The sequence below is a fragment of the Mesonia mobilis DSM 19841 genome, assembly GCF_000423405.1.
In the GTDB taxonomy this organism is placed as follows: domain Bacteria; phylum Bacteroidota; class Bacteroidia; order Flavobacteriales; family Flavobacteriaceae; genus Mesonia; species Mesonia mobilis.
This window is the reverse complement of record NZ_AUHX01000001.1, coordinates 214,326-231,119: the sequence shown is the minus strand read 5'-3', so window position 1 is coordinate 231,119 and position 16,794 is coordinate 214,326. Positions and strand designations below refer to the sequence as shown.

Genomic DNA, 16,794 nt, shown 5'->3' with positions numbered 1-16,794 from the left:
CTGAAATTTTTTAAACTGAATAAAAATGCCAAATTATATCGACGGATTTGTTTTCCCGATCCCTAAAGCTCATTTAGAAGAATATAAAACTATAGCTGAAAAGGTTGCTGAAATCTGGAAAGAATACGGCGCACTCGCCTATTTGGAGTTTCTCGGTGACGATTTACAAGCTGAAGGAACCGCTTCTTTTATAAAAACTATGGAAGTAAAAGAAAACGAACAACTCATTTTTGGCTGGGTGGTTTTTCCTTCAAAAGAAATTAGAGATGAAGCGAATAAAAAAGTACCGCAAGATCCTAGAATGGAAACTTTGGTAAAACCGCTTATCGATCCTGAAAAAATAATTTTTGACGCTAACCGAATGCTTTACGGTGGATTTAGATCGTTTATTGAAGTTTAAAAGAAACTTTCAATTTTGATAGATAAAAAACTCACCAAAATTGAAAGTTCTTAATTTGATATTTACACCAACTCTTTTAATACTTGCGTAAATGTTTCATGCATTTCTTGTGTATAACCTAAATGCGTTACAATTCTTAATTTTCCTTGTCCCATACCGCTAATAATCACACCACGATCTTCTAAGCGTTTTAAAAAATCTACTTCATTTATTCCTTCAGTCAAATAAAAAATAATGATGTTGGTTTCAACCGGTTCTACCTCTTTCACGTAAGCTTGTTCGCTTAACGTTTTCGCCAATTCTTGAGCGCGTTGATGATCTTCTGCTAAACGTTCAACATTATTTTCTAAGGCATACAAACCTGCCGCTGCCATAAAACCTATTTGTCGCATTCCACCACCAAGAACTTTACGAACTCGCATAGCATTTTTCATCAATTTTTCATCACCAATTAAAACAGATCCCATTGGTGTACCTAAACCTTTCGATAAACAAACCGAAATCGTATCAAACACTTCTCCGTATTGTTTTGGGCTTTCTCCTTTAGCCACTAATGCGTTAAATAACCTGGCACCATCTAAGTGTAATCCTAGGTTGTGCTCATTGCAAACTTTTCGAATTTCCTTAATTTCTTCAAAATCGTAACAAGCGCCGCCGCCTTTATTGGTGGTATTTTCTATACAAACCAAAGAAGTTAACGGACTATGATAAAAATCTGGCGGATTAATATTTTCAACCACCTGCTTAGCCGTGATCATCCCGCGATGACCATCGACCAATTTACACGAAACTCCACTGTTAAAAGAAGCTCCGCCACCTTCGTAATTATATACGTGCGCCCATTTATCGCAAATTAATTGTTCCCCGGGTTGCGTGTGCAATTTGATTGCTGCTTGGTTAGCCATACTTCCAGTAGGGAAAAACAAAGCCATTTCTTTACCAAATAATTCAGCTAAACGTTTTTCTAAAAAGTTTACGGTTGGGTCTTCTTTATAAACATCGTCACCAACATCTGCACTCATGATCGCTTCTAACATCGCCGGCGTGGGTTTGGTAACGGTATCACTTTTTAAATCTATCATTGCTATTTTTCTATTTTAAGATCAAATTTACAAGAATTCTTTAAGCAGAAAGCACTTTGCAACAATTATCAAATTACTTCAGAAATAAAAGAGCTAGAAAAAGCCTATTTACTAAAAAATATGTTTCTTTATAGGTAAAAGAAAATACAATTAATTCAACAGAAAATGGAAATTGCTATCATCGCACACGACGGTAAAAAAGAAGAAATGGTCAAATTTCTAAAAGAATATGAAGATTTTTTTCAGCAAGATCACATTCAACTTATCGCTACCGGAACCACCGGTAATAAAGTTAAAAATGCAGGTTTTAAAGTAGAACCTTACCTTTCTGGGCCCATTGGTGGCGATGCTCAAATTGCCGGTCGCGTGGCTGAAGGAAAATGTAAAATGGTGTTATTTTTTAGAGATCCGTTAGAGAAGCATCCGCACGAACCCGATGTTTTAATGCTGCTGCGTATTTGCGATGTACATAACGTACCCTTAGCATCTAATCCGGCTTCAGCAAAACTTTTGGTTAAAGGAGTGTCTGTCTAGGAATAATTTAAAAATTATTCTTCAGAAATTATGCTTAAATCTTTTTCTGAAGTCGGTATAACTTCTATTTTTGTTTCATTCACACTAAAAACTAATTAATGATTACCCAAGATACTTTAAAAGATCTCAAAGAACGTGTCACCTCCCTAAAACAGTATCTTTGACGTAGATGCCAAACGCATCGAAATTACCAATCTCGAAGAAAAAACATTAGCTCCGGGATTTTGGGATAATCCTCAAAAAGCGCAAGTATTAGTTCGAGAACTAAATGCTGAAAAAAAATGGGTGCAAAGCTACGAGCAAGCCCTAACGCTTTATGATGATCTAGAAGTAATTTTCGAATTTTATAAAGAAGGCGAAGCTTCTGAAGAAGACCTTACTAATCGCTACGAAAAACTCAAAAATCTATTAGAAGACCTAGAGTTTAAAAATATGCTTTCTGAAGAGGGCGATGACCTTTCTGCAGTCTTACAAATTACCGCCGGTGCCGGTGGTACCGAAAGTTGCGATTGGGCAAGTATGCTGATGCGTATGTATTTAATGTGGGCAGAAAAGCAAGGCTTTAAAGTTCGAGAACTTAACCATCAAGAAGGTGATGTTGCCGGTATAAAAACCGTTACCTTAGAGATCGAAGGCGATTATGCTTTTGGTTGGTTAAAAGGCGAAAACGGCGTGCATCGATTAGTACGTATTTCTCCGTTCGACAGTAATGCGAAGCGCCATACATCTTTTGCTTCGGTTTATGTTTATCCGTTGGTCGACGATTCTATAGAGATTGAAATTAATCCGGCAGATATCGAAATTACTACCGCAAGATCTAGTGGTGCCGGCGGGCAAAATGTAAATAAAGTTGAAACGAAAGTACAATTGGTTCACCACCCTACGGGAATTCAAATTTCTTGTTCAGAAACGCGGTCGCAACATGAAAACAGAGCGAGAGCGATGCAAATGCTGAAATCGCAGTTGTATGAAATCGAACTTCAGAAACAACTCGAACAACGAGAAGATATTGAAGCCAGCAAGAAGAAAATTGAATGGGGATCGCAAATTCGAAATTACGTGATGCATCCTTATAAATTGGTAAAAGACGTTCGTACCGCTGAAGAAACCGGAAATGTCGATGCAGTAATGGACGGCCAGATCGATCAATTTCTAAAAGCCTATCTCATGATGATGGGACAACGTGAAGAATAAAGTTAATTAGAAGTTGAAGTTGAATTCGAGCTTAAAAACCAATTTTGAAAAACCTTCAACTTCTATTATATTATAGAAAACAAAAAATTATGATCAAAATATATCACAATCCAAGATGTTCTAAATCTAGAGAAGGACTTCAAATTTTAGAAGAATCGGGTAAAGATTTTCTTATCGTGAAGTATTTAGACATTCCGATGAAGAAAGAAGAAATTAAAAAAGTATTGGAGCTTTTAGATATTTCAGCAGAAGAACTTGTGCGTAAAAATGAAAAAATCTGGAAAGAGAATTACAAAGGTAAAGAACTTTCTGAAGATGAAATCATTACAGCCATGCATGAAAATCCTAAACTCATCGAACGCCCAATTGTTGTGAACGATGATAAAGCTGTAATTGGTCGACCACCCGAAAAAATAAAAGATTTAATATAAGCTTTAGACTCTTTAACCAGTGATTAACAGATAACTTGCTCTCTTTTTCATAAATTGAAAATAAAAAATTATGAAAAAGCTAATTGTACTATTTGTAACTGTATTTGCGTTTCAATTTTCTGAAGCGCAATATAATATCGACATCGCTGAAGCAACACCACAACAAGAACAAAAGGCTGATAAACAGTCTAAAATGTTGACTAAAAAATTAGGTTTAAATGGTGAACAGCCTCTTTTAGTGAGAAATAAAATGTTAGAGTTTCAGGTAAAACGTGATGAAATCATCAACGATAAAAGTCTAAACAAGCAAGAAAAAGTTGAGAACCTAAAAGCTTTAAAAATAAATCGTCTTAAAGAGATGCAAGATATTTTAACCAAAGCTCAATACAACCAACTTTTAAAAGTTGAAGAAAAAATGCGTGAGAAGCGTGCTAAAAAGATGAAAAAGAAAATGTAAGCTCAATAAGCTTTCGATAAAAAACCCTTTACGAAATGTAAAGGGTTTTTTGTTAACTCAATTTTAACGAAAACTCATTAAACGATTTGGATTACCGCTGGTCTTAAATGCAAATAAAAACTTAACAATGACCCAAAAACTATTCTTTGTAAAATCTCTATTTTTACTTTTAACCTTAAGCTTAACCCACTTTGCAAACGCCCAAGACAAAGTAAATGTAACAGGAACCGTAGTCGATAAAGACGCAGCAGTTCCTTTAGAATATGCCACCGTAACTTTTATAGATAGAACTGGAGAACGGTCGCCACAAGGCGGTGTAACCGATTTTGATGGTAATTTTAATATTGAAGTTTACGAAGGGAATTACGATATTAATGTTGAATTTATTTCTTTTGAAACCAAAACTTTCGAGAACAGAACCTTAAATTCAGATTTAGATCTAAGTACAATCTCTTTAGGTTTAAATTCAGACAGTTTAGATGAAGTTGTTGTAAGAGCAGAAACCACTCAGGTAGAAGTTCGGTTAGACAAGAAAATTTATAACATCGGTAAAGACTTAACCACGAAAGGTGGTACAGTGACCGATGCACTGCAAAACATACCTTCGGTAGCAGTCGATGTAGAAGGTGGTATTAGTTTACGTGGTAATGAAAATGTAAGAATTCTTATTAACGGTAAACCTTCAGCTATGGCTGGTTTTGATGATACTACTATTTTTCAGCAATTACCTGCAGATGCTATTGAGCGAGTTGAAGTAATTACGAGTCCGTCGGCTCGATACGATGCTGAAGGAACCGCAGGTATTCTAAATATTATCTTGAAAAAAGAAAAAACCTTAGGATTAAATGGTTCTGTGCAAGCTACACTTGGAGTTCCTATTAACAATTCCTTTTCAACTAATTTAAACTTAAGAAGTGATAAATTCAACATCTTCAACAATACTGGAGTTTATTATAGAAAATCTCCCGGAAACGCTTTTTACGATAATGAATACTTCAACGACGACGATGATATTTTTGACAGAGTTGTAGAAGATCGAGAATATGATCGAAGACGCCGTGGTGTAAATACCAATTTAGGAATAGAATATTACATCGACGATAGGTCTTCGATTACTGCAAATCTATTTGGTCGTTGGGGTAACGATCTAGACGTAAGCGAATCTAGCAACTTAAGATATTTTAATAATAGTGGTTTAGATAGTGAAACCTTCAGAAGGCAAAACGAAGAAGAAATTGAAGAAACCTATCAGGCTGCCATTAATTACGTTAAAAATTTTAATGATGAAGGTCACAAGTTAACTGCCGATTTTCAATATTCTTACGATAATGAAGATAAGCCAAATTCAATTAATGAGTTTAGAGTTTTCCCTACAGATAGTTTAATCGATAGAGAGATTATTCAGGAAAATGAAAAACAAAATGAGTTGCTTGTTCAAGCAGATTATGTTTTACCGATGGGAGATGCTCAATTTGAGGCCGGTTTTAGAAGTAATTTAGAATCTACAGAAAATGATTACTTTTTAGAAGAATACGATCCGGTTAATGATATCTTTAACACTAACGAAGACCTTTCTTATAATTTTGATTATGAAGAAAATGTAAATGCAGTTTATTCGCAATACGGAAATAAATTAGGCGATAAGTTTTCTTTTCTTTTAGGTTTACGTTTAGAGCATACCCAATTAAAAGGAGACGTTTCTTCTCCATTTATAAGCGATGAGGAGCTAGAAAACAGTTTTGATTTTGATACGAGTTTCGACAAAAACTATTTAGGCCTCTTCCCTACCGTAAATTTAATTTATGAATTAGGTGAAGATGAAAATATAACCTTAGGTTATAATAGAAGAATTAACAGACCAAGAGGTTGGTTTATTAATCCGTTTCCTTCTCGTTCTAGTAGAACCAATGTTTTTAGAGGTAATCCAAATTTAAATCCGGCATTCTCGAATACGTTCGACTTAGGATATTTAAAAAAATGGGAAACCTTAACCTTTAATGCTTCAGTTTACTACCAAAGAGAAACAGATTCTTTTGAGCGTGTACAGTTGAATAATGAAGGAAGCAATGAAACTGACGGAATTACTCAAATTGTATTTTTACCAATTAACCTTTCAACCCAAGATCGAATTGGTGGTGAAGTTGGCGCCATTTGGAATCCAACTAAAAAATTAAGATTCAATGGTAGTTTTAACTTCTTTAGATTTGAAACTGAAGGGACTTATACCGCAGAACCTACCGATGAAGTACCAAATCCTGAAGTGCAAGATTTTGGAACCACAAATACAAGTTTCTTCGGAAGGTTTAGTGCAAAATATACCTTACCTTCAGAAATAGATGTCCAAACCAATGGGTTCTATATGGGACCAAGAAATACGGCTCAAACCGAAAGTGATCCGATGTTCTCGATGGATTTAGCAGTAAGTAAAGAAGTAATTAAAGATAAACTTACCGCAACTTTTAACGTAAGAGATGTGTTTAATTCTAGAAAAAGAAAATCGTTTACAGAGTCTAATAACTTTAACTCCTATAGCGAATTTCAATGGAGAGAACGTCAATTTACCCTTTCGTTAATCTACCGATTTAATCAATCTAGAGAAGACAGAATGAGAGAAAGAGGTCAAGGCGGCCAAGGAATGGATGATGAAGGCGGAGAATTTTAAATAATATTTAAAAGGCTTCAAACGAAATTAGTTAGTTTGAAGCCTTCAACTTTTTGCATACCCTCGATTTATTAAGACCATCCCACAAAAAATCTGAATAGTTAGATTTACCCTACAAAAAAAAGGAAGCTAAATTAGCTTCCTTTTTTTATAAGTTATATTGAAAATTATGAGTTGAGCGCTTCTCTCTTTTTGCGTTTCTCTTCTTTCTTTTCTTTAATCATTTCCATAATAGAACCACCGATCCAGTAAGGCACAACGAAACTAATTAAAAATATCATTAACCAAAATCCGATAGTTGCAATGGTTAAAAATGCTAAAAAGCCAAGGTATTGATCAAACTCAAACATAATTTCTAGATTTCAAGAATTTGCTTCAAAAATAAAACTTCTATCTGAAATATCACAACTAAACCTCGAAAAATATTAACATTCTTATTATTTTTTAAATTGAAAAAGATAATTCACCTAAAAACCTGTGTTTTACTTCCTGAACAACTCGTCTAAAAAAAACTAAATCATTAAATTTGTTGAGCTTAAAAAATTAATCAACAAATGGAATATAGAATAGAAAAAGATACGATGGGCGAGGTTAAAGTACCTGCCGATAAATTATGGGGTGCTCAAACCGAGCGTTCTAGAAATAACTTCAAAATTGGTCCGGCAGCTTCGATGCCTTTAGAAATTATATATGGTTTTGCTTATTTAAAAAAGGCAGCGGCTTATACCAACGAAAAATTAGGTGTTCTTGCTACCGAAAAGAGAGATTATATCGCTCAGGTTTGTGATGAAATTTTAGCCGGAAAGCACGACGATCAATTTCCGTTAGTAATTTGGCAAACCGGTTCTGGTACGCAAAGTAATATGAATGTAAACGAGGTTGTGGCTAACCGTGCACATCAATTAGCAGGAAAAACTATTGGTGAAGGAGAAAAAACACTTCAGCCTAACGACGATGTAAACAAATCTCAATCGTCTAACGATACCTTCCCTACCGGAATGCACATTGCAGCTTATAAAAAAGTGGTTGAAGTAACCATTCCCGGAGTAAAACAATTAAGAGATACACTTCATAAAAAATCTGAAGAATTTAAAAATGTGGTGAAAATTGGACGTACCCATTTTATGGATGCTACTCCCCTAACCCTTGGTCAAGAATTTAGCGGCTATGTTTCGCAATTAGATCACGGTTTAAAAGCTTTAGAAAATACACTTCCGCATTTGGGTGAATTAGCTTTAGGAGGTACTGCCGTAGGAACGGGTTTAAACACGCCAAAAGGTTATGCAGAAACGGTTGCTGAATTTATTGCAGAATTTACTGAGCTTCCTTTTACTTCCGCAGAAAATAAATTTGAAGCCTTAGCGGCGCACGATGCCTTAGTTGAAACGCACGCAGCTTTAAAACAGATCGCGGTTTCTTTAAATAAAATCGGGAACGATATTAGAATGTTAGCTTCCGGACCAAGAAGTGGTATTGGTGAAATTATTATTCCGGCCAACGAACCGGGTTCTTCTATTATGCCGGGTAAAGTAAACCCAACACAATGTGAAGCGTTAACAATGGTTTGTGCGCAAGTAGTTGGTAACGATGTTGCTGCTACAGTTGGTGGTTTACAGGGTCAATTTGAACTGAATGTATTTAAGCCGGTAATGGCAGCTAATTTATTACAAAGTGCGCAATTAATTGGTGATGCTTGTGTTTCTTTTGAAGAGCATTGTGCTAGCGGAATTGAACCTAACCAAGAGCGCATCGATGAGTTACTTAAAAACAGTTTAATGTTAGTAACAGCTTTAAATACCAAAATTGGATATTATAAAGCGGCTGAAATTGCGAACACCGCACACAAAAACGGAACTACACTAAAAGAAGAAGCCGTAAACTTAGGGTACACTACTGCTGAAGAATTTGACGAGTGGGTAAAACCTGAAGATATGGTTGGTGAAATGAAGTAATTTTTCACTTCTAAATTTAATAAAAAAAGCACTTCAAAATGAGAAGTGCTTTTTTTATTAACTCGCTTTTTTAAACTTCGGAAAAGGTCGATAAGCATAATAATTCAATACGATCTCTAAAGCTTTTTCGATGGCTTTATTTACCGGTAAAACTTGATTACCCCAATAAAAATCTATCTGCAAAAGTTTTTTATAGTAATCTGAAAAGATAGGAACTTCACCTCTTTTTTTAAGTAGTTCAACAGCTTTGGTGTAATGATCTACTTGCTGTTCTTTAATAATTTTGCAAGTAATTAAGCGCAGTTCTCCCAATTTATCTTTCGCCGCAGCATAACCAAATAGCCTACAAATTAGTCCGCGGTAAACATACTGCTCGCAACTCCCTTTCGTTAAATTTTCAATTGAAGAAGTGTAAAGCGAACAAATAGAAGTTGAATTTTGCTGTAATACTTGCAGTTTAACTTCTGCTTCGTGATTTAGAAACCAATGAAATGCTAATGGTAAAAATTCTAACGGACTTGCTTCTATATCTGCTTTATTACAACATTTACCGCAACCCGCTAAACAATGAATTTGAGAAGCTTGTTGAAAAGCTTCAATCTCTTTACTGAGGCCGTCGTATATCCGTTCGACCGCTCTCACTTTACGTATAATTGACATAAAAAAATCAGCACGAAATGTACTAATTTTTAATATTCAAAAATTTATTTATTCTTCAATTTTAGTTAAAATATAATCTTGTTCGTTGCTATAAGATTTCCCTTGTGGATTAAGTTGAATAACTCGATTTTCTTCTATTTTGAAGTAAATAGGAAGTGATTCCACTTGTTGTATTACCAAGACATCTTGCGTATCTGTCCATTCAAAATTCCCGGTAATGCGCTTGATCTCATTTCCGTTAGAAGACTTATAAATTTCATATAACATATAGGCTTCATCTTCTTTTAAAGTGAGCTTAGTTTCAACTTCATCACAACCATCACAAGGCAGTTTTCCCTCGTAAACACCGACATAATCGATTGAAGTATGGTTACAAGAAAGTAAATTGAATAAGACTAAAATACTTCCTAATATTTTAATTTTCATAAATGTTATTTCTTCAAATATTTATCATACTTTCTTTTCGCAAAATGCCCGATAATTAACCAAGCTACAAAAGAACCTACGATAAATTTGTAACTAATAATTTGATCTCCACTGGCGTAAGAGTGTAAACCGGTAAGGTAAAAATTCACTCCAAAATAGGTCATTAAAATCGAAGCAAAAGCAAAAACTGAAGCCCAATTAAACGCGAATCTTCCACGTAAACCAGGTACCAATCGCATATGGATCACAAAAGCGTAAACCATAATACTAATTAATGCCCAGGTTTCTTTAGGATCCCAGCCCCAATATCTACCCCAACTTTCATTGGCCCATTGACCTCCTAAAAAGTTACCAATGGTAAGCATTACCAAACCTACGGTTAGTGAAAGTTCTGTAATGATGGTGAGTTCTTGTATGTTTAAACTCATTTTCTTTCGGTTCTTCTCGTTGGTTAAAATCATTAAGATCAATGAAACTAAACCAAGGATCATCCCTAAAGTAAACGGACCGTAACTGGCAACAATTACCGCTACGTGAATCATTAACCAATAAGAATCTAGTACCGGTTGAAGATTAGCAATCGAAGGATCCATCCAGTTCCAATGAGCGACCATTAAGATCATAGAAGATACAAATGCTGTTGATGCAAAAGTTAAATCACTTTTTCGACCAAAAGCTAAGCCAAAGAACATGGTTGCCCAAGCCACATAAATCATACTTTCGTAAGCATCACTCCACGGTGCATGACCAGAAATATACCAACGCGCAATTAATCCTGCGGTATGCAATGCAAACAATACGATAATAGCGACTTTACTTATCGTCACTACAGCTTTTAAACCTTTTTTATCGTAAAAGATTTGAAGAATTACAAAAATGAACATGAGCGATCCTGCTAACATATATTGCCAGAATAAACCACGAAAAACATCGTATTTATTGTACATGATTTCCAAATCGACTTTACGATCTGATGGCATTACTTGCTCTCCGTATTTTTTCTGAAAGCCTTTAATACTTTCTAAAACTTCATTGGCTTTTTTATAACCACCCGTACCTTTTGCCGTTTGAATAGTTTGCATATAAAGTGGCAAAACTTGAGTTACATAAAGCGAATCTACTCCGGTAAATTTACCTTCAGACTCCATCACTTCAGGGTACGAAAGCCATTTGTTATTAGAATCGTTGGGTATTGGGAAGATTTTTAAAACTTTTCCTTCCAACGCGCTGTAAAGCAAATTCACTTTTTCATCGGCAGAAATAAAATCTTTTTGAAATTGATTTTTTACCTCCGCTCGGTAAGCTTCTTCTAAATATGGAGAAAGTTTATACATTCCCGTCTGATCAAAAAAGCTCGCTAACGGAATATGTTTTGCACCTTTTTCAACTCCTAAAATGTTATGTAAACTGTCATTTTTTCGCTTCACATAAATTAACGGAACATTGTACCAAAGTGTAGGATTTTCAAACATCGAGAACAATACTTGATCGCTGCTTAAACCTTCGTAACTATCGCTTTTACTTATTTTTCTTAATAATTCTGAAGAATAAGTATTGGCAGGTTTCATTCTTCCACCGGCATCCTGAATAATTAATCGACCAAACTTTGAGGCATGTTCATCAGAAATTGCATTTTTAGTCACCATTTCATCTACCTTTTCTTTTGAAAGATTAGTAGGCATTTGTGTTTGGTGATTGTGATTTTCTGCGGAATGATCGTGAGCATCGTGAGCGCCTTCAGCATCTTCTGTTACTTCGTGCGTATGATCGTGTTCTTCTGAAGTGAATTCTTGTTGATGAACGTGATCTTCTTCATTAATTTTCCCTGAAGTTACATCTTGTTGTGCAAAAGCATTGAAACTTAATAAAATTGCCACAACCCCTAACATTTTGGCTTTTTTGGCTTTTACTTTCTCTAATTTTGCTTTTAATTCTCCAAAACGAGAACCTTTATCAAATAAAATCCACATTAAACCAATATATAATAAGAAATAACCAATGTAAGTTACCCAAGTTCCCCACCAGTCGTGATTAACAGATAAAACAGTTCCCTTTTCATCGGCATCAAAAGAAGATTGAAAAAAGCGATAACCTTTATGATCTAAGACGTGATTCATATAAATATCGTAAGGTTTTGATTCGCCATCATCGACCAATTCTACTTTACTTTTAAATGCTGAATAACTCGGCGTTGGATTATTTTCTGTCCCCGGATATTTTTCAGCAATAAAATCGTTTAACTTTAGTGCAAATGGTAATTCGTATTCTTTACTTCCGTAGCGTGCGTAAATCTTGAAATCTCCTACTTCAACTTCTTTCAAATCATTGACAATTCCTTTAGCACCTAAAAGTTTTAATTGTTTGGTTTCGCCACCGGTCGTAATTTGTAAAACCACTCCATCGGCTTGTCCTTTTTGTTTAGGTTCTGAAGGCACCATATCATAACGACCTTTTACCACAGGATCTGGAATTACAAATTGCATCCCTGCCACATTATATAGTGAACGTAAGTTTAAATTTTGAAGCGTATCTGCTAAAACTGCTCCTTTTTTCTGATCGGCCATACGCATATAGTCACCTTCGAACGGAGTAGATATTTTATATTCTCCATTTTCTACGATAAAATTTATTGCACCTTCTGTTTCTTTATTAAAAGCGAATAAAATATTATGGATACTCGCTACTTCACCTTCTTTTAAATAATGATCGTGACGTTGCCCGCCACCGGCTTCAACGATTTTTAAAAAGTTTTCTCCGTTTTCATCTTCCACCAAACCTTCTTCAGCACCATCAATAAACTCAGTGACTTCAAATTTAATTTCTTGTCCTTTAAAATCTGTTGTTAAGGTTTTATGATTATCGATACCGGGAGCTAGATTTAAGGGTAATTCTACCGAGCGTCGTAAAGGTTCGCCATTAAATTCACCATCTATTTTTAGTGATAAATAGGTTTTTTCTGAAAGCATTACGTTAGATACTTCGCCTTCACGAATAGGCATTACGCCTTCGTAACCAATATATCGTGTAATCGCAGCGCCAATAATTATTAAGAAAAACGCTAAGTGTAAGATTAACGTACTAGCTTTTTTCCAACTCCAAAGACGGTAACGCTTGATATTTCCTAAAAAGTTGATGGCAAAAACGAGCATAATCGCTTCGAACCACCAGGTATTATAAATCCATTCACGAGCAGTTGCTGTGGTATAAGAATTTTCAACAAAAGTTCCTACGGCCATTGCTAAGGCAAAAACAATAAATAATATGGCCATTAATCGTGTAGAGAATAGAAAATTCGCAATCTTTTTTTGAATCATGAGGAGTGCTTTAAAAACGCTGCAAATTTACCCATTTTATACCGATTAACCTTCAATATTTCTTTCAAAATCTCAATTAAATGTTAATTTTAAGAAGCTTAAAGAATTTAATATTTTAGCCGAATGATAAAAGTTGTAATTCTTGGCGCAGGAAATGTCGCTACACATTTTTTCAAAGCTTTTAAAAAGGCTGAAAATGTTGAAGTAATTCAGGTGTATAACCGTAGCGAAGCATCACTTGAAGTGTTTAAAAGTAACACGCAAACTACAAGCGATTTAGCGAAATTAAAAAAAGCCGATATATTTCTAGTTTGCGTAAAAGATGATGCGATCGAAGCCCTAATTTCTAAGCTTTCACATCTTGATGGAATCGTTGCACATTCTTCGGGAAGTGTTCCGCTTTCTACTTCCGCAAAAAGAAATGCCGTGTTTTATCCGCTGCAAACTTTTTCAAAACAGACCGAAGTAAATTTTAAAGAAATACCAATTTGCATAGAAACTTCAGTAGCTAAAGATTTGCCGGTTTTAAAACAATTAGCCCATTCAATTTCAGAAAAAGTATTTGAAATTTCTTCTGAACAACGCAAAAAATTACACCTAGCAGCCGTTTTCGCTTGTAACTTCAGCAATTATATGTATTCGATCGCAGAAGATCTGTGCAATCAAAATGAAGTTCCGTTTGAAGTTTTGAGTGCTTTAATTAAAGAGACTGCGCAAAAAGCTACACTTCATTCTCCTAAAAGTGTACAAACCGGACCTGCAAAAAGAAACGACCAAGCCACCATAAAACAGCATTTAGCGCAATTAAATAATGCCGATTATAAGGAAATTTATAAATTGCTCACCCAATCAATAATTCAGCAAGATGGAAAGAAATTATAAAGAAATACTCAACGATATTACCACTTTTGTTTTCGATGTAGACGGCGTTCTTACCAACGGTTCTGTGTTGGTTTCGACCGATGGAGAAATGCTACGATCGATGAACGTAAAAGATGGTTACGCGATGAAAAAAGCTTTAAAAAACGGTTATACGGTTTGTATTATTTCCGGCGGAAAAAACGAAGGCGTTCGCAAGCGTTTACGTGGTTTAGGCATTACCGATATTCATTTAGGCGTAGAAGATAAAGTAGAATGTTTAGATGAGTTTTTTGATATCTATAATATTAATGCTGAAAATGTAGCGTATATGGGCGATGATATTCCCGACACGTTCCCTATGAAATTAATTGGCCTACCGGCTTGCCCTCAAGATGCTGTTGCTGAAGTGAAAGCGATCTCAAGCTATATTTCTCATAAAAAAGGCGGTGAAGGCTGCGTTCGTGATCTTATTGAGCAAGTGATGAAAGTTCAAGGAAAATGGGTAGATGAAGTCATGAGTAACGAATAATCTAGGTATTTGTAACAAAAAACTGCATACTGAACACTGCTTACTGAATACTGTCAACTGTCAACTGTCAACTGTCAACTAAAAAAACTGTCAACCAACTCCATGAAATACCTCCAACTTATACGATTACCTAACTTATTAATGATCATTCTTACGCAAGTACTTATTAAATATTACTTGTTTGAGCCTTTTGGGATCGCCATTACCTTAAATAGTTTTGGTTTTGCTTTATTGGTTATTGCTACCGTTTGTTTAGCAGCGGCAGGAAATGTGATCAATGATATTTTTGATGTAGAAGCCGACCTCATCAACAAACCTAATAAAGTGATCGTTGGTAAGAAAGTTTCAGAAAAAGCAGCTTATAATTTATATTTTGGTTTAACGATTATCGGAGTTCTTCTTGGTTTTTATTTATCGAATATGATTCAGAAACCATCGTTTACAGCTATTTTTATTTTAACTTCTGCTTTGCTCTATTTATACGCTAAATCTCTAAAAAGTTACCTGGTTCTCGGCAATATTCTCATTAGTCTTTTAGTAGCGATGACAATAATTATTGTTGGGCTTTACGATTTATTGCCGGCGATCACTCCGCAAAACAAAGTCTCTCAACAAACCATATTTTCAATTTTAATCGATTATGCTGTTTTTGCTTTTTTATTGAATTGGGTTCGAGAAATGATAAAAGACCAGCAAGATATTAATGGCGACCACAAAGCAGGTATTCATACGTTACCTATTGCGTTAGGTCAAGATCGTACCAACAAAATAATCTTTGCAGTTGCAGTATTACCTTTAGTTGCCGTTTTATATTATTTATATGAATATTTATACCATCACACCTATTCGTTAATGTATGCGTTGGTGTTAATTGTGGCTCCACTACTCTACGTGATGGTTAAAATTTGGGCTGCAACCGATAAAAAACATTATAAACATTTAAGTTTTGTGTTGAAGCTAATTATGTTTTTCGGACTTATTTCTATTGGCTTGTATCAATTTATTCTTTTATAATTTTTTAAGATGCTGAAAGAAAAACTTACGCAAAAGAAACTCGTACTCGCCTCTGGTTCGCCACGCCGGCAACAATTTTTAAAAGATCTTGACTTAGATGTTGAGATCAGATTAAAACCGGTGGAAGAAATTTATCCGGATGAATTAAAAGGAGAAGAAATCGCTCTATTTTTAGCCGAATTAAAAGCAAAAGCTTTTGAAAATGATTTAGCTGAAAATGAAATTTTAATCACCGGCGATACCATTGTTTGCATCGACGATCAAGCCTTAGGAAAACCAAAAGACAAAACTGAAGCTATAAAAATGCTTCAAAATTTATCAGGAAGAACGCACGAAGTAATTTCTTCGGTTTGTTTAAAATCGACTCAAAAAACAAAAACTTTCTGCGACAAAACAGTAGTTTACTTTAAAGAACTTTCTTCAGCAGAAATTGAGTATTATATTGAAAATCATCAACCTTTCGATAAAGCCGGCGCCTACGGAATACAAGAATGGATCGGTCAAATCGGGGTTCAAAAAATCGAAGGTTCTTACTTTACCGTCATGGGAATGCCTACACATTTACTCTACGACGAATTATTGAAATTTTAACCGAACTTACAGAATTTTCAATGCGGCAAACGTATATATTTGTATGAAAATCCGAATATATGTCAGCGCTTTTCGATAAGTTTCACGATGAGTTTATTTATACGCTAGCTGCGTTTATTTTTTTAATTGTTTTTCGTTTTATACTAACTACAGCAGCCAATAAAGTAGGAAAACGATCGAACATTAATTTGGCGCGCGTACAATTAATGGTAAGGTACATTAACTTTTTGGTGTTCTTTCTGGCTATTTTTGTTTTGCTCTTAGTTTGGGGTGTTCAAGTTCGAGATGTAACTTTAGTATTTTCATCGGTTTTTGCAGTGATCGGGATTGGTCTTTTTGCAGTTTGGTCGATATTAAGTAATATCACTTCCGGAGTGATTATGTTCTTTTCGTTTCCTTATAAAATAGGAGACGAAATTAAAATTCACGACAAAGATTTTCCGGTGATCGCCATTATTGAAGATATTAAAGCTTTTCAAATTCATTTAAGAACTTCAGAAGGCGAGTTAATTACTTATCCTAATAATTTAATACTTCAAAAAGCAGTTTCATTAGTAAAAAAAGATGCCTTTATCGATTCTCCAGATGAAGGGAAAGATGCGTTGTAATTCAACAGTATTTTTTCATTCTTTAAAAACTTTCCTTTGCTTTCAACTTCTTATATTTGGGAGATTTCTAAAAAAGACG

General features: G+C 34.9%; 17 protein-coding genes. 12 read left to right on the top strand and 5 right to left on the bottom strand.

Annotation, left to right across the window (positions count from 1 at the left end):
* Window positions 1-25: 25 nt before the first annotated feature.
* Window positions 26-400, top strand: coding sequence for a DUF1428 domain-containing protein (locus G551_RS0101000; protein ID WP_027883817.1), 375 nt, complete (start codon window positions 26-28; stop codon window positions 398-400).
* Between the two features lie 62 nt (window positions 401-462).
* Here G551_RS0101000 and G551_RS0100995 read toward each other — a convergent pair whose 3' ends face one another.
* Window positions 463-1,482 carry a threonine aldolase family protein gene (locus G551_RS0100995; protein WP_036243045.1) on the bottom strand — a complete coding sequence of 340 codons (1,020 nt, stop codon included), beginning with the start codon at window positions 1,480-1,482 and terminating at the stop codon, window positions 463-465.
* 165 nt (window positions 1,483-1,647) lie between these two features.
* Here G551_RS0100995 and G551_RS0100990 point away from each other — a divergent pair, with 165 nt between their 5' ends.
* The 5 genes from G551_RS0100990 (at window position 1,648) to G551_RS0100970 (ending at window position 6,760) form a co-directional block, all read left to right on the top strand.
* Window positions 1,648-2,016: a methylglyoxal synthase gene (locus G551_RS0100990; protein ID WP_027883815.1), complete on the top strand. Its 369-nt coding sequence runs from the start codon at window positions 1,648-1,650 to the stop codon at window positions 2,014-2,016.
* A 98-nt stretch (window positions 2,017-2,114) separates the two neighbouring features.
* A protein-coding gene (prfB, locus tag G551_RS0100985; protein WP_156876728.1) for a peptide chain release factor 2 occupies window positions 2,115-3,210 on the top strand; the annotation gives its coding sequence in 2 pieces (ribosomal slippage) (window positions 2,115-2,177 and window positions 2,179-3,210; 1,095 coding nt in all).
* 89 nt (window positions 3,211-3,299) lie between these two features.
* On the top strand, window positions 3,300-3,641 hold the full coding sequence (arsC, locus tag G551_RS0100980) for an arsenate reductase (glutaredoxin) (protein WP_027883813.1): 342 nt from the start codon (window positions 3,300-3,302) through the stop codon (window positions 3,639-3,641).
* 70 nt (window positions 3,642-3,711) lie between these two features.
* On the top strand, window positions 3,712-4,098 hold the full coding sequence (locus tag G551_RS0100975) for a hypothetical protein (protein WP_027883812.1): 387 nt from the start codon (window positions 3,712-3,714) through the stop codon (window positions 4,096-4,098).
* A gap of 127 nt (window positions 4,099-4,225) precedes the next feature.
* On the top strand, window positions 4,226-6,760 hold the full coding sequence (locus G551_RS0100970; protein ID WP_027883811.1) for a TonB-dependent receptor domain-containing protein: 2,535 nt from the start codon (window positions 4,226-4,228) through the stop codon (window positions 6,758-6,760).
* A gap of 167 nt (window positions 6,761-6,927) precedes the next feature.
* Here G551_RS0100970 and G551_RS0100965 read toward each other — a convergent pair whose 3' ends face one another.
* Complete coding sequence (locus G551_RS0100965) at window positions 6,928-7,110, bottom strand: hypothetical protein (RefSeq protein WP_027883810.1); 183 nt, start codon at window positions 7,108-7,110, stop codon at window positions 6,928-6,930.
* 204 nt (window positions 7,111-7,314) lie between these two features.
* Between G551_RS0100965 and fumC the strand changes: the two genes are divergently transcribed.
* A complete protein-coding gene (gene fumC / locus G551_RS0100960; protein ID WP_027883809.1) occupies window positions 7,315-8,712 on the top strand; it encodes a class II fumarate hydratase in 1,398 nt (465 codons plus the stop codon).
* Window positions 8,713-8,769: 57 nt separating this feature from the next.
* Here fumC and G551_RS0100955 read toward each other — a convergent pair whose 3' ends face one another.
* The 3 genes from G551_RS0100955 to ccsA are packed head-to-tail and all read right to left on the bottom strand — an operon-like array spanning window position 8,770 to window position 13,112.
* Window positions 8,770-9,372 carry a hypothetical protein gene (locus tag G551_RS0100955; protein ID WP_027883808.1) on the bottom strand — a complete coding sequence of 201 codons (603 nt, stop codon included), beginning with the start codon at window positions 9,370-9,372 and terminating at the stop codon, window positions 8,770-8,772.
* Between the two features lie 48 nt (window positions 9,373-9,420).
* A complete protein-coding gene (locus G551_RS0100950) occupies window positions 9,421-9,798 on the bottom strand; it encodes a copper resistance protein NlpE (protein WP_027883807.1) in 378 nt (125 codons plus the stop codon).
* Window positions 9,799-9,803: 5 nt separating this feature from the next.
* A complete protein-coding gene (gene ccsA / locus G551_RS0100945; protein WP_229797291.1) occupies window positions 9,804-13,112 on the bottom strand; it encodes a cytochrome c biogenesis protein in 3,309 nt (1,102 codons plus the stop codon).
* A gap of 123 nt (window positions 13,113-13,235) precedes the next feature.
* Here ccsA and G551_RS0100940 point away from each other — a divergent pair, with 123 nt between their 5' ends.
* From G551_RS0100940 to G551_RS0100920, 5 genes are all read left to right on the top strand, one after another.
* Window positions 13,236-13,994, top strand: coding sequence for a Rossmann-like and DUF2520 domain-containing protein (locus G551_RS0100940; RefSeq protein WP_027883805.1), 759 nt, complete (start codon window positions 13,236-13,238; stop codon window positions 13,992-13,994).
* Window positions 13,978-14,502: a KdsC family phosphatase gene (locus G551_RS0100935; RefSeq protein WP_027883804.1), complete on the top strand. Its 525-nt coding sequence runs from the start codon at window positions 13,978-13,980 to the stop codon at window positions 14,500-14,502. Before G551_RS0100940 ends, G551_RS0100935 begins: the two co-directional genes overlap by 17 nt.
* Window positions 14,503-14,604: 102 nt before the next feature.
* Window positions 14,605-15,516, top strand: a complete 912-nt coding sequence (locus tag G551_RS0100930; RefSeq protein WP_027883803.1) for a geranylgeranylglycerol-phosphate geranylgeranyltransferase — start codon at window positions 14,605-14,607, stop codon at window positions 15,514-15,516.
* Between the two features lie 9 nt (window positions 15,517-15,525).
* Window positions 15,526-16,107, top strand: coding sequence for a Maf-like protein (locus tag G551_RS0100925; protein WP_027883802.1), 582 nt, complete (start codon window positions 15,526-15,528; stop codon window positions 16,105-16,107).
* Between the two features lie 59 nt (window positions 16,108-16,166).
* Window positions 16,167-16,715 (top strand): mechanosensitive ion channel domain-containing protein, encoded by a 549-nt coding sequence (locus G551_RS0100920; protein WP_027883801.1) that lies wholly within the window; start codon window positions 16,167-16,169, stop codon window positions 16,713-16,715.
* Window positions 16,716-16,794: the final 79 nt, after the last annotated feature.